This window comes from Pseudomonas sp. JUb42, assembly GCF_024807945.1.
In the GTDB taxonomy this organism is placed as follows: Bacteria; Pseudomonadota; Gammaproteobacteria; order Pseudomonadales; family Pseudomonadaceae; genus Aquipseudomonas.
On sequence record NZ_JANUFD010000017.1, the window covers coordinates 147273 to 171530 of the forward strand.

23 protein-coding genes are annotated in these 24258 nt (G+C 61.6%); 8 read left to right on the forward strand and 15 right to left on the reverse strand.

Annotated features, from left to right (window positions below; translation table 11 throughout):
* Window positions 1-160: 160 nt before the first annotated feature.
* Together M2401_RS28400 and M2401_RS28405 are read right to left on the reverse strand one after the other, a co-directional pair.
* The gene (locus tag M2401_RS28400) at window positions 161-1315 is read right to left on the reverse strand and encodes a gamma-butyrobetaine dioxygenase (protein ID WP_259108821.1); all 1155 of its coding nucleotides are present in this window, start codon (window positions 1313-1315) and stop codon (window positions 161-163) included.
* Window positions 1299-2294: a DMT family transporter gene (locus M2401_RS28405; protein WP_259108823.1), complete on the reverse strand. Its 996-nt coding sequence runs from the start codon at window positions 2292-2294 to the stop codon at window positions 1299-1301. Before M2401_RS28405 ends, M2401_RS28400 begins: the two co-directional genes overlap by 17 nt.
* 103 nt (window positions 2295-2397) lie before the next feature.
* Here M2401_RS28405 and M2401_RS28410 point away from each other — a divergent pair, with 103 nt between their 5' ends.
* Window positions 2398-3306: a LysR substrate-binding domain-containing protein gene (locus M2401_RS28410; protein ID WP_259108826.1), complete on the forward strand. Its 909-nt coding sequence runs from the start codon at window positions 2398-2400 to the stop codon at window positions 3304-3306.
* Window positions 3307-3471: 165 nt separating this feature from the next.
* Here M2401_RS28410 and M2401_RS28415 read toward each other — a convergent pair whose 3' ends face one another.
* Together M2401_RS28415 and M2401_RS28420 are read right to left on the reverse strand one after the other, a co-directional pair.
* The gene (locus M2401_RS28415; protein ID WP_259108828.1) at window positions 3472-4350 is read right to left on the reverse strand and encodes a DMT family transporter; all 879 of its coding nucleotides are present in this window, start codon (window positions 4348-4350) and stop codon (window positions 3472-3474) included.
* 407 nt (window positions 4351-4757) lie between these two features.
* Window positions 4758-5384 carry a LysE family translocator gene (locus tag M2401_RS28420; RefSeq protein WP_259108837.1) on the reverse strand — a complete coding sequence of 209 codons (627 nt, stop codon included), beginning with the start codon at window positions 5382-5384 and terminating at the stop codon, window positions 4758-4760.
* A gap of 124 nt (window positions 5385-5508) precedes the next feature.
* Here M2401_RS28420 and M2401_RS28425 point away from each other — a divergent pair, with 124 nt between their 5' ends.
* Window positions 5509-5847 carry a hypothetical protein gene (locus M2401_RS28425; protein ID WP_259108839.1) on the forward strand — a complete coding sequence of 113 codons (339 nt, stop codon included), beginning with the start codon at window positions 5509-5511 and terminating at the stop codon, window positions 5845-5847.
* Window positions 5848-5975: 128 nt separating this feature from the next.
* On the opposite strand, the gene M2401_RS28430 is transcribed toward M2401_RS28425, so the two are convergent.
* Window positions 5976-6704, reverse strand: coding sequence for an SDR family oxidoreductase (locus tag M2401_RS28430; protein ID WP_259108841.1), 729 nt, complete (start codon window positions 6702-6704; stop codon window positions 5976-5978).
* Between the two features lie 100 nt (window positions 6705-6804).
* On the opposite strand from M2401_RS28430, the gene M2401_RS28435 reads away from it, so the two are divergent.
* Window positions 6805-7725 carry an AraC family transcriptional regulator gene (locus tag M2401_RS28435; protein WP_259108843.1) on the forward strand — a complete coding sequence of 307 codons (921 nt, stop codon included), beginning with the start codon at window positions 6805-6807 and terminating at the stop codon, window positions 7723-7725.
* A 2-nt stretch (window positions 7726-7727) separates the two neighbouring features.
* Window positions 7728-7934 carry a hypothetical protein gene (locus M2401_RS28440; protein ID WP_259108936.1) on the forward strand — a complete coding sequence of 69 codons (207 nt, stop codon included), beginning with the start codon at window positions 7728-7730 and terminating at the stop codon, window positions 7932-7934.
* A 110-nt stretch (window positions 7935-8044) separates the two neighbouring features.
* Here the strand turns inward: M2401_RS28440 and M2401_RS28445 are convergent, their stop codons facing one another.
* Complete coding sequence (locus M2401_RS28445) at window positions 8045-8656, reverse strand: TetR/AcrR family transcriptional regulator (RefSeq protein ID WP_259108845.1); 612 nt, start codon at window positions 8654-8656, stop codon at window positions 8045-8047.
* Window positions 8657-8843: 187 nt separating this feature from the next.
* Here M2401_RS28445 and M2401_RS28450 point away from each other — a divergent pair, with 187 nt between their 5' ends.
* Window positions 8844-9992: an MFS transporter gene (locus M2401_RS28450; protein ID WP_259108938.1), complete on the forward strand. Its 1149-nt coding sequence runs from the start codon at window positions 8844-8846 to the stop codon at window positions 9990-9992.
* Between the two features lie 6 nt (window positions 9993-9998).
* Here M2401_RS28450 and M2401_RS28455 read toward each other — a convergent pair whose 3' ends face one another.
* Complete coding sequence (locus tag M2401_RS28455) at window positions 9999-10688, reverse strand: CerR family C-terminal domain-containing protein (protein WP_259108847.1); 690 nt, start codon at window positions 10686-10688, stop codon at window positions 9999-10001.
* A gap of 98 nt (window positions 10689-10786) precedes the next feature.
* Here M2401_RS28455 and M2401_RS28460 point away from each other — a divergent pair, with 98 nt between their 5' ends.
* Genes M2401_RS28460 through M2401_RS28470 form a run of 3 tightly spaced genes read left to right on the forward strand, consistent with a single transcriptional unit; the run spans window position 10787 to window position 14896 of the window.
* Window positions 10787-11896: an HlyD family secretion protein gene (locus tag M2401_RS28460; RefSeq protein ID WP_259108849.1), complete on the forward strand. Its 1110-nt coding sequence runs from the start codon at window positions 10787-10789 to the stop codon at window positions 11894-11896.
* Window positions 11889-13469, forward strand: coding sequence for a DHA2 family efflux MFS transporter permease subunit (locus M2401_RS28465; RefSeq protein ID WP_259108851.1), 1581 nt, complete (start codon window positions 11889-11891; stop codon window positions 13467-13469). The genes M2401_RS28460 and M2401_RS28465 overlap by 8 nt, the downstream gene beginning before the upstream one ends.
* On the forward strand, window positions 13466-14896 hold the full coding sequence (locus tag M2401_RS28470) for an efflux transporter outer membrane subunit (RefSeq protein ID WP_259108853.1): 1431 nt from the start codon (window positions 13466-13468) through the stop codon (window positions 14894-14896). Before M2401_RS28465 ends, M2401_RS28470 begins: the two co-directional genes overlap by 4 nt.
* A 136-nt stretch (window positions 14897-15032) precedes the next feature.
* Here the strand turns inward: M2401_RS28470 and M2401_RS28475 are convergent, their stop codons facing one another.
* The 8 genes from M2401_RS28475 to M2401_RS28510 all read right to left on the reverse strand — a co-directional run bounded on the left by M2401_RS28475 (window position 15033) and on the right by M2401_RS28510 (window position 24068).
* A complete protein-coding gene (locus M2401_RS28475; RefSeq protein WP_259108855.1) occupies window positions 15033-16190 on the reverse strand; it encodes an OmpP1/FadL family transporter in 1158 nt (385 codons plus the stop codon).
* A gap of 156 nt (window positions 16191-16346) precedes the next feature.
* Window positions 16347-17264: an SMP-30/gluconolactonase/LRE family protein gene (locus M2401_RS28480; protein ID WP_259108857.1), complete on the reverse strand. Its 918-nt coding sequence runs from the start codon at window positions 17262-17264 to the stop codon at window positions 16347-16349.
* Window positions 17265-17388: 124 nt separating this feature from the next.
* A complete protein-coding gene (locus tag M2401_RS28485; protein WP_259108858.1) occupies window positions 17389-18573 on the reverse strand; it encodes an acetyl-CoA C-acyltransferase in 1185 nt (394 codons plus the stop codon).
* A complete protein-coding gene (locus M2401_RS28490; RefSeq protein WP_259108860.1) occupies window positions 18566-19030 on the reverse strand; it encodes a thioesterase family protein in 465 nt (154 codons plus the stop codon). The genes M2401_RS28485 and M2401_RS28490 overlap by 8 nt, the downstream gene beginning before the upstream one ends.
* Complete coding sequence (locus M2401_RS28495; protein WP_259108862.1) at window positions 19027-20187, reverse strand: FAD-dependent monooxygenase; 1161 nt, start codon at window positions 20185-20187, stop codon at window positions 19027-19029. Before M2401_RS28495 ends, M2401_RS28490 begins: the two co-directional genes overlap by 4 nt.
* A complete protein-coding gene (locus tag M2401_RS28500; RefSeq protein WP_259108864.1) occupies window positions 20184-21032 on the reverse strand; it encodes a VOC family protein in 849 nt (282 codons plus the stop codon). Before M2401_RS28500 ends, M2401_RS28495 begins: the two co-directional genes overlap by 4 nt.
* Window positions 21033-21057: 25 nt before the next feature.
* Window positions 21058-22797 (reverse strand): AMP-binding protein, encoded by a 1740-nt coding sequence (locus M2401_RS28505; RefSeq protein ID WP_259108866.1) that lies wholly within the window; start codon window positions 22795-22797, stop codon window positions 21058-21060.
* Window positions 22798-22817: 20 nt separating this feature from the next.
* Window positions 22818-24068, reverse strand: a complete 1251-nt coding sequence (locus tag M2401_RS28510; protein WP_259108868.1) for an alpha/beta hydrolase — start codon at window positions 24066-24068, stop codon at window positions 22818-22820.
* Window positions 24069-24258: the final 190 nt, after the last annotated feature.

Here is a 24258-nt window from a genome sequence, read left to right on the forward strand (position 1 = left end):
CGTTTGTGTCGCCTGAAATACCGCTTTCGCGAATGAATTCGCTCCCACAGGTTTTCGGTCATTCAGCAGGTTTGTCGTAGTTTGATAGAGCGAAAGTGTTGACGGGGCGACGGCCTCTGACACACCGCGTTGGCCTGCCAAACCGCGCCCGCCCCTATATTCAACGCTGCAATACTAGAATGCGCGACAACAACTCATCCCGATCCACATAACATCCTTGCAGGTGTCGGGCGCCGCTGGCCGGGTCAAACGCGTCACGGGCGTGCAGCACGCGACGGTTGTCAAAGCACCACATCTGTCCTGCTTCCAGGCGTTTGCTAAAGCGAAAACGCTGATCACGGGTCAGCTCGATAAAGCGCCGGTAGGCGTTGTAGTACGGCAGCATCTGCTCGGACGGCAAGTCGTAGGGGCCGCGCAGGAAATTGGCCATACGCACTTCGGCCACGGCGCCGCTGGCATCCAAGGCAATGATCGGGGCCAGGAAGCGGTAATCGCTGTTGCGGCCCTTATTGCGAAACTCCACCGGCGTCTGGCAGAGAATGCGATACAGCTCGGGCTCCTCGCGGCTCAGGTATTCGGCCACGGCAAAGCCATCGACAAAGGTGTTGTCGCCGCCCTGGGCATCGTTGACCAGGCAATGAAGAAATTGCAGCCCCGGTTGCAGTTCCCGGGTCGGCAAGTCAGTGTGAAGCGGCAGATTGAAGGCGGTGTAAGCATTGCTGTCGGCTTCGACCTTGGATTGCACATCGAACAGCACACCGAAGTTGGTCTCGCGAATAAACGAGATGCGCCGGGCGATGGTCGTCAACGCACCCTGCTCCACCGGCATGCCGGTGACCTGGGTCAGGCCGCAATCGCGCACCGCAATCAGCCAGACCAGCAGATGGGCGTCGTCGGCCATGATATCGGCGTAGGCGAAAACCTGAAGTTGCAGATCGGCACGCCACAGTTGCTTCTGCGGCCTGGCGCTTTTGCGTTCCAGACGCGACGCCTCGTCATAGGCATGGGCCCGCAGCCAACCGGGATCGAGCTGGCTGCGGTGGCCGTCCTGCCAAACCAGCGACAGTGTGCCTTGGGCGGTGAGCTGTGCCGATTCCACGCGCAAATCAGCGGATACATCAGCGATCTGGAACACCTGCTCACGGGTCACCGCATAAACGCACGCCGAACACGGGCAGTTATCGCGCAGCCAGGGTTCGTGAAACGGGCTGACCCGGCCGTCACCCCATTCGACTTCAACATAGCCGGCCATGGCGCGCACCGCGGCGATGGGGCTGACCATGGGGAAGGTGCGGAAGTCAGCGATCATATTCATGGGCGATCTCCTCAAGCAGCGCAGGTGATGGGACGTCGATATCCTTCGACGCCAGGATGATGTGCAGGGAACGCGCGGCACCGAGTACAACAAGCGCCATTCCGATGATTTCCGATAGGCCTGGCCATTGGCCGAGAAAGGCGTAGCCCAGCACGGTGGCGAACAGCGATTCGAGGGCAACGAACTGGCCGCTGAGGACCATGGGCAGGCGCCGGGTCGCGGCATTCCAGGCCCCCGCCCCCAATACCGAGGACGAAAAGGCAATGATCAAGGCCCAGGCGTAGAACAGCAGCACCGGCGCATTCAGCAGATCAGGCTCCCGGACCAATGCCTTCCCGGCCCCCACCGCTAACGGCAGGAGCACAAGGGCGCCGATACCGGCACCTATCATCATCAGACAGGTCCAGACCTCGGTCGTGGCCGGTGCCAGCTTCGCCACGGCCTTTTGATTGATCACACTGAACGACAGCCACGAAGCAACCGCGCCCAGGGCAAAGGCCAGGCCCGACAGCGGATGACCTGCGGCCGGCCCTGCCGCCAGTGCGCGCATATTCAGCAGCGCCAGGCCGGCAATGATCAGGATCATGGGAATGACAATGGACTTCCAGCGCAGCCGGCGGCTCTGCAGATTGCCGATCACCGTCTGCAACAGCGGCACCAGGCCGACAAACGCGGCAATCAGCGCCGGGCCGCTGCAGATCACGCTGCCAGCAATGCAGATGCTGTAGAGCAGATAACCGTTAACCCCAAGTGCCATGCCACTCAGGCGCTGACCCAGACTCATGCCGCGCAGTTGCCTGCGATAGAACAGCAAGAAGATGAGGCCCATGACCCCGGCGATGACGTAGCGCGCCAGCACCATGTCTTCGATGCTGTAGGGGCCGGTGACATAGGGCGCGATGAAGTTGAAGGCCCAGAAAAAGGTCGCGACGATGGCGAACAGTGTGCCTTGAATGATCTGTCGGTTCGCAACCACCATGGAGCCTCCGAGGGGGAAATAACGCTGACCCTTTCGGCAGATGTTGCGGCAGGCACTTGTATGCTACAAATGATCTTTCGGCCCGAACCCATTACCTGAGCGTATGAATAAACTCGGAAAGTCACTGCCGCCCCTGGCCTGTCTGCTGCCCTTTGAAGCCGCCGCGAGGCTGGGCAGTTTTTCCCGGGCGGCCGAGGAGCTGCATATCACCCAAGCTGCGATCAGCCGGCAGATTCGCGCACTGGAAGAAGACCTCGGCACATCCCTGTTCGAGCGCCGTAACCGCGCGGTTTTCCTGACCGAGGCCGGGCGCCGCTTTGCCTACTCCCTGGGTAATGCATTGGGCGAGATCGCCGAGCAGGCCAACCGCATTCGCGGCGTCGCGGCCACCAACGAAGTGGTGCTGGTCTGCCAGATGTGCGAAGCCTTCCACTGGCTGATGCCGCGCCTGTCGGACTTTCACCAGCGCTACCCGGAGATCGAGCTGCGGGTCGCCACCCTGACCCGACCGTTGCCCGATTACGACAGCTATTTCGACATCGCCATGCAGAGCAGCAATCGCGAAACCGGCCAGCACCCGTTGCTGTTCTCGGCGTCGGATGAAGTCTTCCCGGTGTGCAGCCCGCGTTATCTGGAAAAAACGGGCACACCCTGCATCAGCCTCGATCAACTCGAGGGGCACACCTTCCTGCACCACCAGACCCTGCCGCCCTATCAACTGGAATGGGACAGCTGGCTGGCCGAACATCAACACACACTGCCAGCCAAGGCGCGGATACTGACCTTCGATACCTACTCGCTGATGCTACAGGCCGCTGTCGCCGGGCACGGCCTGGCCATGGGCTGGCGCCGCACGTCCCAGGGCATGCTCGATAACGGCGAGTTGGTGGCGCCGTTTGCCGAGACGGTGTATTTGCCGGATGCGCTGTCGCTGTACGGGCGCAATGGCCCGGTCAAGCGCCGGGAAGCGGCGTTGCTGGAGGGGTGGTTGCGGGAGATGCTGGGCTGTTGATCCGCAATGGAAAGGCTGAGCAAAAATCTGTGGGAGCGAATTCATTCGCGAAGAGGCCACTACAGTCGACGCATTTGTAGGGATCTGAAATACCCATTTCGCGAATGAATTCGCTCCCACAGGGTTGCGGTGAACCAATAGGTTTGCGTCGTTAATCGAGGGCGGTCAGGCCGCCTCCAACACCACCGTCCGCCGCCCATACACCAACAACCCACTGATGAAGATCAGCCCGATCCCCAGCAACGACGACAGCACTGGATAGCCGTTGAACAACAGCACGCCGTAGATGGTCGCGAAGATGATCTGCAGATACCCCAAAGGCGCCAGCACGGTCGACGACGCATAGCAATAGGACTTGGCCAGCAGAAAATGCGCAGCCAGCCCCAGGCTGCCAAGCACTACCAGTAATAACCACTGCCAATTGTCGGGAGTAGCCCAATAGAACGGCACCACCAGACTCATGATCGAAGTGCTGAAGACACCGACATAAAAACTGCATACCGCAGGACTGTCGGTTTCCCCCGCCAACTGAGTGAGCAATTGATACACCGCAAAAAAGAACGCCGACGCCAGGGGAAACAGCATCCACAGCGAAAAGGCATCACTGGCCGGGTTAATGATGATCAACACACCGGTGAAGCCGAGGATCACCGATAACCATTGATAACGGCTGGCCTTGATCCCGAACAACAGCGGCGACAGGATGGTGACAAAGGCAGGCGCGAGAAACACCAGGGCGGTGGATTCGGCGATCGGCACATGGGTCAGGCCGAACATAAAGGTCAGGCTGTCACCCAACAGACAGAAGGCCCGGAGCAGGTGCAGCCACGGCCGTTTGGTATGAAAAACCCTGGGGCCCTTGCTGCTGAGAATCATCCCCGTGACCAACAGCGTATGGATGCAATAGCGCACCCAGGCCACGAAGATGACCGGAAGCGAGAAGATCAGGATTTTGGAAATGCTGTCATGGCTGGCAAAGACCAGGCCCACGCAGGCCATCAACCACATCCCGATAACATGGGCCTGAGGCCGAAACAGGCTCATAGATCCACACCTTTACTGACTGCCCTGAAACGGCTCAATCCCCTTGGCACTGCAAATTCCCCTGTAAACAATCAAAGTGCAGCGCCCGTGGCGGTGCCGCGAACAAGAAGTACAGACAGTGAGCGATGGTGTAAAGATCGATTCACGGATCATTTCGTTCCCCAGGACGATCAGTGAAGCAGCTCAGCAGGCATTGCGGCAGTTGACAGGCGACGGCGGCGTGCCCCGCAACGCCCTTTGCATGTAATCAGGGCCATGTTCAAAAGAACCTGTTGGAGCCGGGCTTGCCCGCGAATTCGGTCCTTCCAGCACAGAATATGCGCTGGATGTACCGGTGTATTCGCGGGCAAGCCTCGCTCCAACGGGTTATGCATTTTTTTTGCGCAATAACGCCGTGTCCAAGGCTTTTATCGATGCTGCAACGCGACCCTCAAACCCAGGGACACAAACAGCGTCCCGATGATCTTGCCCTCCCAGCGCCGCAGCCCGGACAGGCCCTTGCCCCAGCGGCTCAGCGGGCGCATCGCCAACACGATGAAACTGGTGTACAGCGCGCTCAACCCCGAGAAAATCAGGCCCAATACGGCAAACTGACTCAGTGAAGAGCCCGATTGCGGATGGATAAACTGTGGCAGGAAAGCCAGGAAGAAAATTGCCGTCTTGGGGTTCAACACCTCGGCCCCCACCGCCTGGAAAAACGCATTGCCCGGCGTCACCGCAGCCAGTGTCAGTTGCGTCGATGCCCCTGGCCGGGCCATGAACGCGCGCACGCCGAGATAGATCAGGTAACAGGCGCCGACAATCTTCACCACGTTAAAGGCCAGCGCCGAGGTCATCAGCAACGCCGACAGCCCCAGCGCCGCGCACAGCGTATGGATGAGATCACCGCAGGCAATCCCCAACCCCGAATAGATACCGACTTTACGACCGCCTTGCAGCGTGCGGGTAATCACCAATAACACCGCCGGGCCGGGAATCAGAAACATACCGATCACCACAGCCACGTAGGTGACCACAGATTGCAGGTCGAACATGTTTTCTCACCGGATAAGACAGAATGTTTCAGTTATCCTGAGTTGCGGCAGGAAAGCAATCTGCGCAGACATGAGAATCGGGCATGCATTTGATTTGGTCGATAACCTTGAAGAACTCATTGCGATGAGCACCTCACCGGCCCCTGAAGTGCTCAAGGTCGAAGGTCGCATCACCTTCGCCGGCACCAAGCCCCGGCTCGACGGGTTAAACGGGGTGGGCGCGATGCGCCTGGTGACGTTCAGCTACAGCGTCGAGGGCCAGCACTTCCACAAAATCCACGATATCGGCACCTCTCCCGAACGACGCAGAATAGCCAACGCCTATAAGGTCGGCGACAAGGTGGAGGTCTGGTGCCTGAAGTCCGATCCGACTGTCGGTGGTATCAGCGAGATCCCGGTGCACAGCTTATCCGCTTGGGACTGGATCAGTGGCGTGGCGGATTTCCTGAATATTTTTTCCTGAAATCGATTGGTTTTTGGTGGGACCGGCTTTAGCCGGGAAGGCGTCATTACAGTCGATACATTTATATCGTCTAACACATCGCTTTCCCGGCTAAAGCCGGTCCCACACTGTCAGCCGCCAACCTCGCCTTACATCAACGCCACTGCATCCTCCCCGGCCGCAATATGCAGCGGTGCCGTCGGATCGGTCGCTGCGCGCCACACCGCTTCACTGACATCGATCGAGCGAGTGATTTCAGTCGGCTTGGTCAGTTCGGCAAACACCCCTTTGGCCAGCTCGGCGTATTCCTCGGGAATAATCACGCGGGCCTGGGCGTTACTGCCGAAACTGGTTTCCGGTGCCCGTCCCGGCAGTACCACGCTGACGCGCACATTGAACGGCGCCAGTTCCAGCGCCAGGCACTCACTGAAGGCGTTGACCGCTGCCTTGCTCGCGGTATAGACGGCCAGCAGTGTCAGCGGCTTGAGGGTCACGCTCGATGTCACATTGATGATGTGCCCCGCCTGGCGCTGACGGAACTGCGGCAGCACGGCCTGGGTCATGGCGATGGTGCCCAGGGTATTGGTCTCGAAGATTTCCCGGGCGGCGTCCAGGGGGATGCCTTCCACAGCGCCAAGCATGCCGATCCCGGCATTGTTGACCAGCACATCGATGGGGCCGGCGGCCGCCACGGCCTGGCGGATGCTTTGTGCATCGGTCACATCCAGCGCCAGTACGCGCAGGTGCTCCGAGCGTGGCAAGAGATCTTCGCGTGGCGTGCGCATGGTGGCGACGACCTTCCAGTCGCGTTCGAGAAAGTAACGCGCCAGGTCCAGGCCAAAGCCCGATGAGCAGCCAGTGATCAGTACGGTTTTCATCTGCAATTCCTTCACGTCATTTGCGGTAAACAAACGATAGAACTCAGCGACAGGACTGACTACAATCGGAAGTCCTTATCTCATTCGCCAGAGTCCTGCAATGGATAGCACAGCCACTATCGACCCCTTGGCGGAAGTCGTCACCCTGCTCCAGCCCCGCACGCCCTACTCCAAGGTAGTCAGAGGCGCCGGTCGCTGGCGGGTCCGTCGCGCAGAACCGGGTTCGCCGTTTTACTGCGTGGTGCTTGAAGGCTCATCGCGCCTGACTGTCGATGGCCATGATGAACTTCACCTGCAAGCCGGCGACTTCGTGCTGATCCCCTCATCCTTCGGCTTCACCATGACCAGCGCCGAGCCGCCTGCGCACGACGTGCAAAGCGTCCCGGTAGCGCAATTGCAGGGTGAGTTCCGCCTGGGCGAACAGAGCGGCCCGACCGATGTGCTGACCCTGGTCGGTCACTGTGTGTTCGGCTCGCCGGACGCGGCGCTGCTGGTCTCGTTGCTGCCGCAACTCATTCATGTCCGTGGCCAACAACGTCTTGCGACCCTGGTGCAATTGGTGAGCGACGAGTCCCGTGCCCAGCGTCCGGCTCGGGAGATGATTCTCGAGCGCCTGCTCGAAGTGCTGCTGATTGAAGCCCTGCGCTCAAGCTCCGGCCCGACCACCTCCCCCGGCTTGCTGCGCGGCCTGGCCGACGAGCGCCTGGCCCAGGCTATCCGCCGCCTGCATGAAAGCCCGACCCAGGCCTGGACCGTGGTGCAACTGGCCAGGGAAGCTGCGCTCTCGCGCTCGGCCTTCTTCGAACGCTTCAACCGCGCCGTGGGCATGGCGCCCATGGCCTACCTGCTGGCTTGGCGCATGGCCCTGGCCAAGAACCTGCTGCGCCGTCGGGAAAGCCGCCTGGCAGAGATCGCCGAGCGCGTCGGCTACAGCTCGGCCAGCGCCTTCAGCGTGGCCTTTACTCGACATGTCGGGCTATCGCCGACGCGGTATATTCAGGGTGAACTGGAGGCGGTGTGAATATGTTGGATCTACTGCTCGAACCGGTCTTTCGCGCCATCTGCTTTCCCATCGGCTGGCCTTTCATAAAGCTGATGACATGGGGCCGTTATCCCACCAAAGGCGCCTGGTTCGCCCAGCGCCAGGAATCGGACTGGACTGCCGGAATAGGTCTCGCCGTGCTGGCGGTGATCATGATGGCGGTGTTGAAACAGTTTGTTTTTCCGTAGAGATCCACCTAAGCGAGCAAATTGTTGATTCGAATGAGACTCCTTAGGAGCTGCCGCAGGCTGCGAAAGCGGTTGATCTGACAGATCCCATTCGCAGCCTGCGGCAGCGCCTACAAGGTGGCCCCATCCCATACCCGCATCACCTGCCCGATCGCCGCTTCGATCTGCCCGCACGCCACGCCGTCCCGGGCCAGGGTCGAGATGCCCGTCAGAAAGCTGTCGAAGACTGTGGCCAATGCCCCGGCGTTGGTGTCGGCGGCCAGTTCTCCACTGAGCACACCGCGCTCCACACAATGGCGCAATCCGGCGCGGGTGCGCTCACGGGATTCGGTGAGCGGTTGGGTCACGCTGGCGAATTCGGCACTCGGTGCGCTCATGACTCCGAGGCTGACCATGCAGCCCCTTGGATGCCCGGCCTCACACTGCATGCGGGTGGACTGGAGCAGTGCCCGTTCGATGGCCTGGCGTGGCGGCAGATCATCGTCCCACAGGCATTCGGTGACCTGGCCGTGGCTGCCCAGATAGCGCTGCACCACTTCCTGGAACAGCGCCTCCTTGGAGCCAAACGCCGCATAAAAACTGGGCGCGGAAATGCCACCGCCTATGCTCGCCTTGAGCTGGCTAAGGGAGGTCGATTCGTAGCCCTGCTCCCAGAACAGCTGCAAGGCCTGCTCGACGGCCTGGTCACGATCAAAGGTACGGGGGCGGCCCATTTGCGCCATGGCGGACTCCAGTGGAGAGGAAAGCGACTTAAATACTAGTCGATACATAAATCATTGACAACGACACCCTGACTCTGACTACATATATATCGACTGGTACATAAACCACCTTCAATCCACAAGGACTCCCCGTGTGAATCATTCTTCCAACACCGGCCTGCCCATCGCCGCCTTGCTGGCCCTGGCCATGACCGGCTTTCTGTGCATTGTCACTGAAACCCTGCCCGCCGGCCTGTTGCCGCAAATCAGCCAGGGCCTGGATATTTCTGCGGCGCTGGCCGGGCAGATGGTCAGTGCCTACGCATTGGGTTCGCTGCTGGCCGCTATCCCGTTGACCATCGCCACCCGTAGTTGGTCGCGGCGCAAGGTGCTGCTGACCAGCATCCTCGGCTTTCTGCTGTTCAACTCCATCACCGCGCTGTCCAGCCATTACCTGCTGACCCTGTTCGCCCGTTTCGGTGCGGGCATGGCGGCGGGCCTGGCGTGGAGCCTGCTGGCCGGTTATGCGCGGCGCATGGTCCTGCCCCGGCAGCAGGGCAAGGCGATGGCCCTGGCCATGGTCGGCACGCCCATTGCGCTGTCGTTGGGTGTGCCCCTGGGCACCTGGCTGGGTACGCTGTTGGGCTGGCGGGCGACCTTCTGGGTGATGTCGGCGCTGACCCTCGGGCTGGTCGGTTGGGTTTTGGCCAAGGTGCCGGACTACCCCGGCCAGGCCAGCCACGAACACTTGCCGCTGCGTCGCGTATTGACCACACCCGGCGTACGCCCGGTACTGGCGGTGGTGATAACCTGGATGCTGGCTCATAACATTCTCTACACCTACATCGCGCCGTTCGTAGAGCGTGCCGGGCTGGGTGAGCGGGTCGATGTCGTGCTACTGGCCTTCGGCCTGACGGCGCTATTGGGGATATGGATCACCGGGCGCCTGGTCGATCACTACCTGCGCCGGGCGGTGTTGGCCAGCCTGCTGCTATTTGGGGTCATCGCGCTGTTGCTCGGTGTGGCCGGTACGCAGCCGCTGGTAGTGGGTGTGGCGGTGCTGTTCTGGGGCCTGAGCTTCGGCGGCGCCGCTACCTTGCTGCAAACCGCCCTGGCCGACAGCGCCGGGTCGGGGGCCGATGTCGCGTTGTCGATGAACGTGGTGGCCTGGAACGGCGCGATTGCCGGGGCCGGTGTGATGGGCGGCCTGCTGCTGGAATATGCCGGTGCACAGGTATTTCCCTGGGCCGTCGCGGCGCTGCTAGGCATCGCCCTGCTGATCGCCTGGAACGCCCGCAGCCACGGTTTCCGCCCCGGCGAGCGCGACCATGGGGCTGCGGCACAAACGGTGCACTAAAGCCGGTTATTTACTGCGCGCCAAGCCTTCCAGGGTGAAGCGTGCCTGGGTCAGCACCACGTCCCTGACCAGTTGCATTTCCTTCTCATTGATGGCGCTCCACTTCAGCGCCGTCAACAATTTGGAACGCTGCGCCCGAAAGGCCAGCCCCTGGGTAAACAGGGCCATCGAGTGAATGATGGCCCTTTCATCCTGCACTTCCAGACCCGCCAGCCGGGCAATCAGCACGCGAATCACGCCGCCCACGCGTACCTTGAACTTGGTCTCGAACAGCGTTGCGGCACTTTGCAGCCTGAAACCTTCCTGATGACAGTCAAGGAACTCACGCCAGACCACGGCTTTGTCCTCGATCAAGGAAATCACCGCACCAAGGATGTCCAGGGTGGCTTCGATCAGTTGTCCGTCGTCGACATTCGGCTCCAGCAGGGCTTTTTCCGCCGCCTCTACCGGTTCCCCCATGCGCAGCCAGAGAAACTCGATCAACTGTTCGACGCACTGCAGATACACACCTTCCTTGCCATCGAAGTAGTACTGGATCGCAGGCGCATTGACCCCGGCCGCTGCGGCAATATCCCGGGTAGAGGCGCCCTCGTAGCCGCGCTCGCCGAACACCGCCACTGCTGCCTCGATGATCCGCGCGCGGGTTTCTTCGCCGCGCTGGTAGCCACCCTCGGCGGCTGGTTTGTGTCGAGCCATGGGCACTCCAGTCAAGTTGAGAAACAAAAATATACCAGTTGACAAATTTTCGCGAAAATTCGATTTTATTCCGACTGGTATAAATTCGGAGTTTGACGATGTCCGCTGTCCGTGACGAAGCACAAGCCACCCCTGAGCCAACCGGCAACGGCCAACGCGGCAAGGCACGCCGGATTCTCTTGCTGATGGCCGGTGCGGCGGTGATCGGCGGGGTTGCCTGGGGCGCCTACTGGTGGCTCGAAGGCCGCTTCATCGAATCCACCGACGATGCTTACCTGCAAGCGGACAGCATCAGCGTGGCGCCCAAGATCAGTGGTTACGTCGGCGAAGTGCTGGTGGCAGACAACCAGAAGGTCCATCGCGGCGACATCCTCGTGCGTCTCGACGCGCGCAAATACCAGGCCGCCACCGACGAAGCCTCTGCCACCATCGCCGCTCGCCAGGCGGATCTGGCCAAGGCCGAGGCGGACCTCGTCCAGCAGGACTCGACCATTGCCGAAGCCCGCGCCCAGCTCCAGGGCGCGCAAGCCGACGCCCGTCATGCCCAGGGCGAAGTCACCCGCTACGCCCCGCTCGCCCGCTCCGGCGCCGAACCCGAAGAACATCTGGCACAACTGAATAACCAGTCGCTGCAGGCCCGCGCCACCCTGGCCGCCAAGGAAGCCGCGCTGCGCTCCAGTGAAACCCGTTACGGTACTTTGCAGGCCCAACTGAAACAGGCCCAGGCGCAACTCGGTGTAGCCCGGGCGCAAGCGGCACAATCCCAACTGGACGTAGACGACGCGGTGATTCGCAGCCCCCTCGACGGGCGCATTGCCGACCGTGGCGTGCGGGTCGGCCAGTATGTGCAGCCCGGCACCCGGTTGCTGACCGTGGTGCCGGTGAGCGACGTCTACCTGACCGCCAACTACAAGGAAACCCAGATCGGCGGCCTGCGTTCCGGGCAGAGCGTGACCATTCATGTCGACGCCTGGCCGGGTCATGACCTCAATGGCCGGGTCGACAGCCTGTCCCCCGGCACCGGCGCGCAGTTCGCTCTGCTGCCGCCGTCCAACGCCACTGGCAACTTCACCAAGATCGTCCAGCGCGTGCCGGTGCGGATCGTCCTGGACGTCTCCGATGAACAGCGCCAGACGCTGGTTCCGGGCCTGTCGGCCACCGTCGATATCGACACCCGTACCGGCCAGGCGGACACCCACCATGGCTGAGGCCCTCGCCGGGGCCGTACCCCATGAAGCACCGCGCAACGCCTCGCTGACCGACTGGATTGCCGTCGCCGCCGGTTCCATGGGCGCCTTGCTGGCGACCCTGGATATCTCCATCACCAACTCGGCCCTGCCGCAGATCCAGGGCCAGATCGGCGCCACCGGCACCGAGGGCACCTGGATTGCCACCGGCTACCTGATGTCAGAAATCGTCATGATTCCCTTGGCGGCATGGCTGACCCGGGTCTTTGGCCTGCGCCGTTTTCTGATCGGCACGGCCTTGATGTTCACCTTCTTTTCCATGTTCTGCGGGCTCTCGTCCAGCCTAGGGGCGATGATCGCCGGGCGCATCGGCCAGGGTTTTGCCGGGGGCGCGATGATCCCCACAGCCCAGACCATCGTGCGCACCCGCCTGCCCGCGCATCAGATGGCCATTGGCACCACCTTGTTCGGCATGACGGCCATTCTCGGACCCTTGCTCGGCCCGGTGATCGGCGGCTGGCTGACGGAGAACATCAACTGGCGCTGGTGTTTCTTCCTCAATCTGCCCATCAGCATTGCCTTGATCACCCTGCTGCTGGTCGGGCTGCCTGCCGAGAAGATGAACCTGGAGCGCTTTATCAAGGCCGACTGGCTGGGCATCATCGGCCTGGCCATGGGCCTCAGCTCCCTGACCGTGGTGCTGGAAGAGGGTCAGCGCGAACACTGGTTCGACTCCCTACTGATCTGCTGGCTGAGTGTCACCATGGTGGTCGGTTTCTTCGGTATTGCCCTAGGCCAGCTCAGGTCCGCAACCCCGATACTGAACCTGCGCCTGATGACCAACAGCGCCTTCGGCAGCGTCCTGCTGATCGCCACCGCCGTGGGTGCGGGGCTCTATGGCACCGCCTATCTGGTGCCGCAGTTCCTCGGCATCCTTTCGGGCTACAACGCCCAACAGGCTGGCTCGATCATGCTGCTGTCCGGCATCCCGGCGTTTTTCGTGCTGCCGTTGCTGCCGCGGATACTCGGGCGCTACGACCTGCGCTGGCTGGTCGGCATCGGCCTGCTGTTGTACTGGGCCAGTTGTTTTCTCGATACCAGCCTGACCGCCGCCAGTGTCGGCCATGACTTTACCGTCTCGCAGCTGTTGCGCGGCTTCGGCCAGATTCTGGTGATGCTGCCGTTGAGTCAACTGTCGATGCGCTCGGTGCAGGCCCACGAGGCGGGAGACGCCGCGGGGCTGTACAACATGTCGCGCAACCTCGGCGGCACCATCGGCCTGGCACTACTTGGGGTGCTGATGGACCGGCGCAGCCATTTCCATGACGACATGCTGCGCGAAGGCATACCTGCCAATAGCCAACTGGCCCAAGACCATATGGCCAGCAGCACGGCCAGCTACCTGGCGCAGAGCGGCGACCCTTCAACAGCGTCGCTCCAGGCTTTGACCCAGGTTGCCAGCGACATTGCCCAGCAAGCTGCGGTCATGGCCTACAACGATGCGTTCCATGCCCTGGGCCTGGCCATGCTGACCTGTCTACCCCTGATCTTTATCCTGAAATCGCGCGCAGCGCAGGCAGGCTCCCGAAAATGATTGCTCGTTCATTACCCTTTCTCCTGAGCCTTGGCTTGCTCTCGGCCTGTACCGTCGGCCCCGACTACCACGGCGCCCCCGGCGTCGCGCCGAAAACCCTGGCCGCCGGGCGCCTGCCCAATGCCCCTGCCGAACCCAACGCGCCCTCCCCGGCAAGCTGGTGGCAGGCCCTGAATGACCAGCAACTCAACGAACTGGTCAGCCTGGCCTTCGCCAACAGCCCCGATATCGCCACGGCCCAGGCCCGTCTGCGCCAGTCCCGGGCCAGCCTGAGCGGCGCCCATGCCGATGCCATGCCCAAAGTCAGCGGCGATGCGGCCATGTTGAAACTGCGCTCCCCCGACACGTCTGCACTCAGCAGCGGTGACAGTGGCGGCGGTGGCGGTGGTCGCGGCCCGTTGACTCTGTACCTGGCCGGTTTCGATGCCAGTTGGGAGGTCGATATGTTTGGCGGCACCCGTCGCGCCATCGAAGCGGCCCAGGCTGAAGCCGAGTCGTCCCGGGCGCAACTGGCCGATACCCAGGTGCAACTGGCCGCCGAAGTGGTGCAGGCCTATGCCGACCTGCGCGATCAGCAGACACGCCTGGCCCTGGTCGATGCCACGATGGAAATGGACAGCCAGGCCCTGGACCTGACGCAACAGCGCCGTGAGCGCGGCGTGGCCTCGCAGCTGCAATTGGAACAGGTGCTGACCCAGGTGGAAAACACCCGCTCGCAACGCCTGCCGCTGCAAGCCTCAATCATCGAGTCCATGGATCAACTGGGCTTGCTCTGCGGCCTTGAGCCAGGAGAACTGCAAAGCCGACTGAGCCCGCCACAAGCCATGCCGGGCATTCCCGGACATGTGCCCTTTGCCAACCCGAGGGCGATCCTCCAGGCCCGCCCGGACATCCGCGCCGCCGAGCGCAAACTGGCCTCCAGCAACGCACAGATCGGCGAGAAACAGGCCGACTGGTTTCCCAAACTGAGCCTGATGGGCGACCTGTCGTTCTCCGCCGCCGACCCCGGTCATCTGGCGCGTAAAGAAAACGGCACCTGGCTGGTGCTGCCACGCCTGACCTGGAACTTCCTCGATTTCGGCCGCGTCGCCGCCAGCGTCGAAGGTGCCCAGGGTGCTCGCGACGAAGCCCTGGCCCAGTACCGCAGCGTGGTGCTGACCGCCCTGCGCGACGCCGACGTGGCCCTGGCCCGCTATGGCCACGATCGGCAGAACGTCGTGCTGCTGCGCAACGTCGAAGCCTCTGCCGTGCGCGCCGCCGACCTGACCCAGCAACGCTACCGCGCCGGCACCGCCAGCACCCTGGACTGGCTGGACGCCGAGCGCACCCGCTTCCAGGCCCAGGAAAAGCGCATTTCCGGTGACGCCACACTGCTCAAGGATTTTGCTTCGTTGCATAAATCCTTGGGCTTGGGGTGGAGTTTGTAGCGCAAAGACCAAACAGTGCAGGACCGGCTTCAGCCGGGAAGCTTAGGTATGATCGACACACCTCTATCGCAGGTCACCTACCGCCTTCCCGGCTAAAGCCGGTCCCACATGAGGCTGATTTTTTGCAGGAAGTTGTTCAGAACTTGTAGCCCACTCCAACCGTCAGCATATGCAACTCTCCGCCGGCCTCGGTGCCCTCGCTTGCCCCGGTCCCTTTGCTGATATGGCGCAAGTCGTACATATAGGCACCGGTCAGCTCCAGGTCGTCAGACAGCTTATAGGTCAGGCCCAGGTGCGCGCTTTTCGGTTGGTCGCAAGGCGCCACGGCAATCAGCGTCGCCTCGCGTTCCGGCACCTGATGGTTGGCCAGGGACAGGCCAGTACGCACTTGCAGGCGTTCATTGACCTTGTAGTTAACCCCGAAACGGAAGACGTTCTGGTCGCGCCAGCCGAACCCCGGCCCGTTGCTCGCTCCCGGCGCGCCGCCTTCGGTCAGGGAGTTGGCGAAGGTTTTCTGGCTGGCCCAGTTGATCCATACGTAGTCGAAGGCAAAGGTCCAGTCGCCCAGGTCGTAGGCCAGTCCCGCGCCCGCCTGCTGCGGCGCGTTCAAGCGGCCGTCGGGGATGATGTCGTCATGGGCATCGAGTTTCTGAAACCAGACCGGCGACGAATAGGTCACGCCCAGCCTCAAGCCCGGAGCGATAGTACCCATGTAGCCGACGCCCACGCCGATACCCAGGGCATGATCCGTATCGTTAGTCGCGCCGAAATTTTCCAGGCCATGCAGCATCAGGCTTTCATAACCGAGTTTGACTGACAGCCCGAAATAGTGACCCGGGGCAAACTCGTAAGTGGCGGTTGGCGCAATCAACATCTGCGCCAATGTCGACTTCACCTTCGAGGTGCCAAAGGCCGGGATGGATTTACCGTAATCGACCCCCGCACCGTAGCCAGAAACCGCAAGCCCCAGGGTAATGTCCGGACGATATTGATAATTGACCCCGAACCCAGGAAGAAAGACCAACACATCGTCGCTGTTTTTCGCGCCGTGCACGTTGGAGCGCAACTGCCCACCGGTGGCCATCAGGCTGCCGTCCACTCGCGTCCCCACCGCTCCCATGCCCGCCGGGTTATTCACCGCCGCCGTCGAGTCTGTAGGGTTGGCGATGGAGGCCCCGCCCATGCCCATGGCCTGGGCGCCATAACCAGCATATTGAGATCCATTGGAGGCCTCTACTACCTTGGCCGATAACACCATTACGCCCGCAAGAACGATTGCAAACAACTTTCTCATGACCCTGATTCCTTATATTTATTTTAGACAGGTCAATGTCCATGGCTTTGCACCGGACAAGCCGAGCCCGCAACGCCTGTCTGTGCAGACGCCGTTGGACACAATCAATGGCTTTGGAACGGGGCAGTCAGCCTGCCCCGTGACAGACGCAGGGCGTTATGGGCGCCCGTCGCCGCGGCCTACGGCAACGCGGGTGGTGTAGATGGTTGTCTCGGTATCCAGGGCGACCATAGCTTCGAAGATGTTCTTGTGCTGCCCCTTGATCCGGGTCGCCGCCATGAACAGGGTCTTGCCGTCTTCGCCGCCCAGGGTGCAGGCCACCACTTCATGGTCGGGAACATGAATGCGATCGGTGACTTGGCCAGTGCTGTCAATGCGCATGAATTGTGCGGAACGCAGCACGCTCAGCCAGATACCGCCCTCGGCATCGATGGCGATGCCGTCCACGCAGCCACGGCTATGCGCACGGTCCTCGGCACTGGCAAAAACCTCTTTCATGTCCAACAGGATACGGCGGTTCACCAGCTTGCCGTCGACGATATCCACCGTCGTAAGGCGCTCGGCAAAGGTCTCGGAAAACACCATGCGCTGCTTGTCCGGCGTGATCACGATACCGTTGGGAAAATTGCACTCTTCCAGGGCCACGGATATTTCGCCGTTGGGTTCGACGACCACAATGCGCCCGGGCTTCAGCGCCTCGCCTTCGAAAACCCGCGCGCCCACGTCGTCGACATAGATACGGCCCTCGTCGTCGATCACCATGTCGCCGATATAACCGGTGAACACGCCGGACAGGTCTGCATACAGCTCAAGCCCATTTGGAGTATGGCGGTACAGGCGCGTGTCATGCATGGAGCTGAGGATCAACTCGCCGTTGGGCAGGAACCCCAGGCCGTTTGGCTTGAGGGGCATTTCGGCAATCACGGTCTTGTTACCCGCGCCGTCAATGGCGTAGACCTTCTTGCCCAGCATGTCGGAAATGTACAGGGTGCCGTCCCGCCAGCGAGGGCTTTCCCCGAAGTACAAACCGCTGGTCAACACATTCAGCTCGTATTGTTTTTGTTCTGAAGACATGTCGCATACCACCTTGGTTATTGGAGTTGTGTTGTAAGGCATCGTGCAGCGACACGACGCCCTTTCATGCACGCAAGAGTCCGCTTCGGACCTCCTGTCCAGGCAGCGTCCCGACCTTCCAGGGTCAGGCGATTTCAAACAGCCCCGCCGCCCCCATTCCACCGCCCACACACATCGACACCACGGCATAGCGTGCCTTGCGGCGTTTACCTTCGATCAGCACATGCCCGACCTGGCGCGCGCCGGTCATGCCGTAGGGGTGCCCGATGGAAATCGCACCACCGTTGACGTTGCACAGGCCCGGATCGATGCCCAGCTGTTGCTGGCAATACAGCGCCTGACAGGCGAATGCTTCGTTGAGCTCCCAGAGATCGATATCCTCGATCCGCAAACCGTGCTGGCGCAGCAGCCTGGGAATGGCGAGCAAAGGGCCGATACCCATTTCCTCGGGAGCCAGCCCGGCCACGGCCATGCCTCGATAGACGCCCAAAGGCGTCACACCCTGTTGCGCGGCGTAGACGCTGTCCATGAGCACACAGGCGCTGGCACCATCGGACAGTTGGCTGGCATTGCCTGCGGTGACGCTGCCGCCTTCCAGCACCGGCGTCAGGCGCGCGAGGCTGTCCAGGGTGGTCTGCGGCCGGTTGCCTTCATCACGCTCCAGCACAACCTCTTGCAGGTGGGCCACCCCGGTGTCCTTGTCGACGACTCGCTGCCTGGCAGTAATCGGCACTATCTCGTCGCTCATGCGTCCCTGTGCCTGGGCAAGGGCAGTACGTTGCTGAGAAGCCAGGGCATAAAGATCCTGGGCTTCACGGGAGATACCGTAGCGACGCGCGACGTTCTCGGCGGTCTGCAGCATCGGCATGTAGGCACCAGGCACCGCCTGAATAACCGCCGGGTCCTGTTCCTCGGCGACCCAGCGGAAGTAGCCGTGCTGCACTGCGGAGATATTCTCCTGCCCGCCTGCGGCAACGACCTGCATGCCGTCGTGGACGATCTGTCTGGCGGCCGTGGCAATCGCCATCAGGCCCGAAGAGCACTGGCGATCCAGGGTCATGCCACTTACGGTCAACGGCAGACCGGCGGCGAACACAGCATTGCGGGCCAGATTGGAGCCGGCCGTACCAGCGGCCAGCACCGTCCCTATGACCACGTCCTCGATCAGCGCCGGGTCGATACCGGCACGTGCCACTGCATGGCGCAAGGCGTGCCCCATCAGGGTCGGCGACTTGATGTTATTGAGCGCCCCTCGGCTGGCTTTGCCGATGGGTGTTCGGGCTGTCGAAACGATCAGCGCTTCACGCATGTTCGTCTCCTGAGATCCGCTGGTGCTGCTGCAATGCATCGCGCAATGCCTGGGGCAGCGCCAGGCTGCGCATCTCGTGAGGCGTCACGCAGATCGGCGAAAACACGCCCTCGAACGCCAATTGGCCATCCGGCAGGAAAGCATGGGCATGCAGGTCGAAGGTCCTTACGCGGATGTCACCCACCTGAATGCGAATATCCACCACTGACCCCGGCGGCAGGCTTTTGTGGAAGGTCAGCGACATATGCTTGCAGGCCAGGCCACCGTTGCCGCCGCCCTTTGCGCTGGCCTCAGGCCCCCAGCCGATATGCGCGTAGAAATGCATGACCGCGCCGATCAGGTAGTCGGTGAAGCGGCCGGTGTAGGCCACGCCAGCCGGATCGCAATCGACCCAGCGTACCGTGCGCCGGACCATGAACGGCCGTTGCTCGATGACGTACTCGATGCCCCCGCTCATGCCGCACTTCCCGCTCGCCCGAGGCGCACCATCAGCTCGGGGTACTGTTCGCGCAGGCGTTCATCATTGACCCGCCCGGTGCGAGTCATGAACTGATAGACAAATTCCTCGGGGGAGTAAGTGTCCATCCACTGCCCCATCCGCTCATACCAGAGATAGGAACGCTCTGAGGCGCCAATCAGCTTCTGCTTGCTCGGCCGATGTGTGCGCTCATAAGCCGCCAGGCCTGCACCGGCATCGCCATTACAGGCCAGCAGTGCCTCGGCCAGGGCAATGGCATCGTTCATGGCAATGCGCGTGCCGGAACCTATGGAGAAATGCGCGCTGGCCAGTGCATCACCCACCAGTACATGACGGCCGTGGGTCCAGTGGGCATTGCGGATCACCGGGAATTGCCGCCAGACGACGCGGGCGTTGCCACTGATCAGCGGCGCACCCTCCAGCTCAGGCGCGAAGATTTCCTCCATAAGGGCCTGACGCTGCCCTTCAGTCATCTGGCCGAGGGCGAGACGCTCCCAGGTAGCATCGTCACACTCGGCGACAAAGGTGCTCATCTCGTCGCTGTAGGCATAGTAATGAGCGACGAAATGGCCACCCTGATATTTGCGAAAGACCAGGGCCGAGGCGGCAAAGACTTTGCTCGTCCCGTACCAGGCGAAATGATTGCCCAGCGTATTGCTGGTCGTGGCGAAACCCTGCTCGAACTCGCGACGAATCACTGAGTTGATGCCGTCGGCGCCCACCACTACATCGGCATCCTGCAAGCCGAGCCGAGCCAGGTCTGCGGTGCTTTCAATACGCTCGCGATAGTGCACCACCACGCCAGCCTGCTCGGCGTGCTGCTCAAGGATCTGCAACAGCGTGAGCCTGGGAATCGCCCCGCCCTTGACCGGCAGGCGAAAGCCGATCGGAGTTTCCGCCTGGACAATAATCTGGTGCTGATGCTGTCGGGTTGCTTCGGATAGCGCGTCATAAGAGTCGGCATCGGCCTCGCGCAGCTGTTGCAAGCCACTGTCGGCCAGCACTACGCCAAAACCGAAGGTGGCGTCCGCCGCGTTCTGCTCAATGACTTCGACGGTCCACCGGGGTGCGCGGCGCTTGAGTAGCAAGGCAAGGTACAGGCCGGACGGACCGCCGCCGACGATAGCTACTTTCATCGCTGGGCTCCCCGACTGATCTGCAAGCGATAGCGACCGAACTCGGTGACCTCGCCGACGAAACCACCCGTCAGCGCCGCGTTCCACAATGCCGGGACAAAGCCGAGCTTCTTGCGTTCGAACACCAGCGCGTCGGTGGCCGTGATCTTCCAGTAGCCATTGTCCAGACGCTCGAGGCCGTACTCCGGATTGTCCCGGGCAGCCTCCACCAGGGGCTGAAACTCGGGCGCGTCGAGCACGAACAGGGCGATTTCATCGGTGTTATCCGGTGCGATGGCACTGGCCTTGTCCAGCCAGACCTGATCGATGCCGATGAAAGGCCTGCCGCCGGCAAGATGGGCATCTTCTTGGGCCATAGCTGCTTCCAGGGTACGGGTCGCATCCTCGCCATCCAGGGCGTTCATTGGTCGTTCCTGAATGGTGATCTCCATGTAGTAGCCGTTCGGGTCGTTGAAATAGATCGACTCGATCAGTTCGTGGCGAATCTGGAAAATCAGCGCGATACCTTGGTTTTCCAGGCGATCACGCCATTCCAGCAACTCTTCACGAGTGTTTACGCGCCACGCGGTATGGGTCGCCTCGTAACGATAATCGGCCACCGGCCTGGTGTAATCGGGCTGTTCGGTGTCGATGTAATAGAAGAACGCGATGGTGCTGTGATTACCGCTGTCGAAAAAGAAATGCAGGAAGTCCGGATGGTTGGAAGGACCCCAGGCACGCGCGGAAATGGCGTGCACCAGTGGCAGGCCCAACTTGTCCCGATAGAACTCTACGGTTTCACGCAGCTTCCAAGTGGGTCTGGCGGTGTGATGAACGCCTTTGAGAATGGGCTGTTTGACAGTCATTTGAATCTCTCCTCTGAACAGAGTTTCAGTTGGCGTATTGAGCCCGCTCGCGCTCGACGTTTTCCTTGACGATCTCGCGCAGCCTTTCCTTGCTGAGCTTTCCTGAGGCGCTGAGGGGGAAGGCTTCGAGCACCTCGACACGCTCCGGCCACTTGAACTTGGCCAGGCCGTAGTCCTGCAGGAACTCGCCCAATTGTGCGACCGTCGGTACCGTGAAGCCCTGGCGCAGGACAATTGCCACGCACAGACGCTCGTCGAAGACCGGGTCCGGATATCCCACGGCGGCAATGGCAGCGACTGCCGGATGGCCGGACACCGCCATTTCCACTTCTTCGCAATTGATCTTTTCGCCGCCGCGACTGACCAGATCCTTCAGGCGCCCGCAGAACACGTAGTAGGTCTTGCCGTCGATCAGCTTGGTGTACATGAGGTCGCCGGAGCGGTAGTAGCCGTCGCTGGTGAAGGTCTCGCGATTGCGCTCTTCGGCGTTGTAGTAGCCGTGAATGGTGTACGGCCCCTTGAACACCGGCTCGCCGATTTCCCCCGGCTGGGCATCCTGTTCGGTGCCGGGAACCACAATGCGGATCTCATCGAACTCCGAGACCGGGCGGCCGTTGGTAGTGGCGTGAGCTTCATCGGGGTCATCCCTGTGAGTGAGCGCGATCACACCCTCGGTGATGCCGAAAATATTGTGGGTACGCACGCCCAACAGCTTCTGCAGCTTGGCGGCGCTGTTGGCGACGATCACGCCACGGGCGTTGGACAGGTCCACGCGCCCTTCATGGATCGCCGACTCAAGGCGGGCAATGATCGGCCCGCCGAGCATCAGCCAGGTCGGCCGCGTCGTCGCGATCAACGAGATCAGCGTCTCGGGCAGCAGATCCGGGGTCACTGTGACCGTGCCGCCGGTCATCAGGAAGGGGCCGAAGCAACAGCCCATATTCAGGTTGTGGACCATGGGCTGGGGCATGAACAGCGTGTCGTCAGGCTCGAAGCCCAGCCAGTTGGCCACGGCGCGCATGTTGTAGAGGTATTCGTTATGAAAGCGCGGAATGATCTTCGGCACCCCGGTAGTCCCGCCGGACAACTGGAAGACAGCGACCTGAAAAGGATCCAGACATACGTCTGCCAGCAAGGCTTGCGCCTCATCCAGCGAGATCCCGGCGATCAGCCCATCCTGCAGCAGCACGCCGGCCTGCGGCTCACCGCGCACCTGCATGATCAGTCGCAGGGACGGGGTAAGCGCCTGCATCTTGCGGGCGAAGGCAACACTGTCGAACTTTGCATCATCGCCCTGGACGATATGCAGCTTGGCCTCGCCCAGTTCGGCCAGATAACCGATTTCGCGCTCGCGATGGGCGGCCATGGTGCAGATGGGAATCAGCCCCGCCTTGAGGCAGGCAAAGAAGGCGATGACCAGTTGTTCGCTGTCGCGCAGCTGGAAGATCACTCGATCCAGCGGCTGCAGGCCCTGCTGGAGGAAAGCCCCTGCCAGGCGCGTCGACAGGCTATCGAGTTGCGCGTAAGTGACATGCAGGTCCGGCCCTAGGAGCGCGACATTGTCCGGGAACTGGCGGACGACGCTGCTGAACCCGTCTACCAGGGTCTCAAAACCCAAGGCGCCCTGGGCGACATAACGGTCAAGCTCGCTTGGCCTTGGATAGACCACGCCAGGAATCGGCGCCGCCACTTGAGTCAGTCTTGCGCCTGCGCCAGCGTTGAACTGCTTGGCAGTGGTAGCGGTTTCATTTGTTGTAATTGTCATGAGTGCACGCTCTGGTCTTGTTAGAAGTTGTGCTGAAGCCAACGTTGTAAATGCCTGCCGGCAAGGACTTGCCCGGACGTTTCTCCCTCTTCAAGGGCCTGGCCATGGTGATTGCCGCGAACCCGGTGGCGCTCTTTGTTCGAGGTCGCCAGCGCTGCGAAAATAGCCTCCGCGTCCTCGGGAAATACGCAGTTATCTCCTGTGTACTCGATGAGCAACGTGGGTTGCTCGATGGCATGAGCGCACTTATCCAATGATGCATTCGAGGACAACCCCGACCACGTCGACAGCCAGGACTCCGGCGTGACGATCCGGCCGAAGCCGACACTGCCCAGATTGGAGACAAAAGGGTCGCTGCCCCACAGCGAACCCACGAAACGGTCGGACGGATCCAGAGAAGTGTCCCAGCAGCGCAGGTCGGCATCGGTCCGCCAGACCTGGAATATCGCGCCATGGGCAGCCAGTGCCCGGTCCTCTGCACCAGCACCGGACTTGAGGCGATTGCGCGCAGCCTGGCGACGCTCCACCAGCGCCCTGGCGTGAGCGTCGATACGTGCGACTCGCTGCCGCTGTGCGGTGCGATAGCGCTCGATAAACCCGGCGCGGTAGCTGGCAGAGTCGGGCGGCAGGCAGAATCCATTCGCTTCGCTGAAGGGGTCCAGGGCCGGATCGACCGAGAATGCATCCAGTTCGTCGACCACCGATGGGTCCATGGCATTCATCAGCAGAATGCCCTGCCCCGGATGGGGCGAGACCAGGGCGATGCCGTCAGCCACTGGAAAGTCCGCGCTGTCGAATCGGGTAACGCGCCCGGCCGGAGTCTTGGCGATACGCTCCTGCGGCGCACACAACGACTGCTGGTTGTAATAGGCAAACAGACCGGCGCCACCCGAGTTACCCAGCAGCACGATCGTCTCGAAACCCTGCGCCCGCAGGTAGCGCATGCCGGCCGCCACGTCATAGAGGGCAAATTCGTGCTCCAGGCGCAGGTCGTTGCCAATGGAGCGCGCGCCCTGCACCCAGCAGGCCCACCCGGCGTCAAGGGCATCCGGAACCAGGTAGTGAGTCACCACCAGTTCCCGTGGATGCATGATGAACACCACCTTGCGTTCGCCGCCCCGGGAAAACAGCACCCCTAACGCACCCTGACCGTCCTGAGTGGTCAACGGGCTGGGGGTCGCGCTGAAAGGAACGGTCATGCGCTCTCCTTGCCAGGATGCGCCACGCAAACCGGCAGTAACCGCGACTTTCTTGTTATTGGGGTTCGCCATCTTGGGCTCTCCTGCATGATCCCGAAAGATCGTTCGAATGAGTTTTTTGAGATAGCCTCAATTAACTCTGAAGCAAAGATAAAACCAAATCTGAGAGGGTGTCAATTAGCATCGATAAAAAATTTCGAGGCGACCAGAACCTTCGCCAGGTGATAATCTGAGGCGGTATCAATTAAGCCCAAGGAAAGCC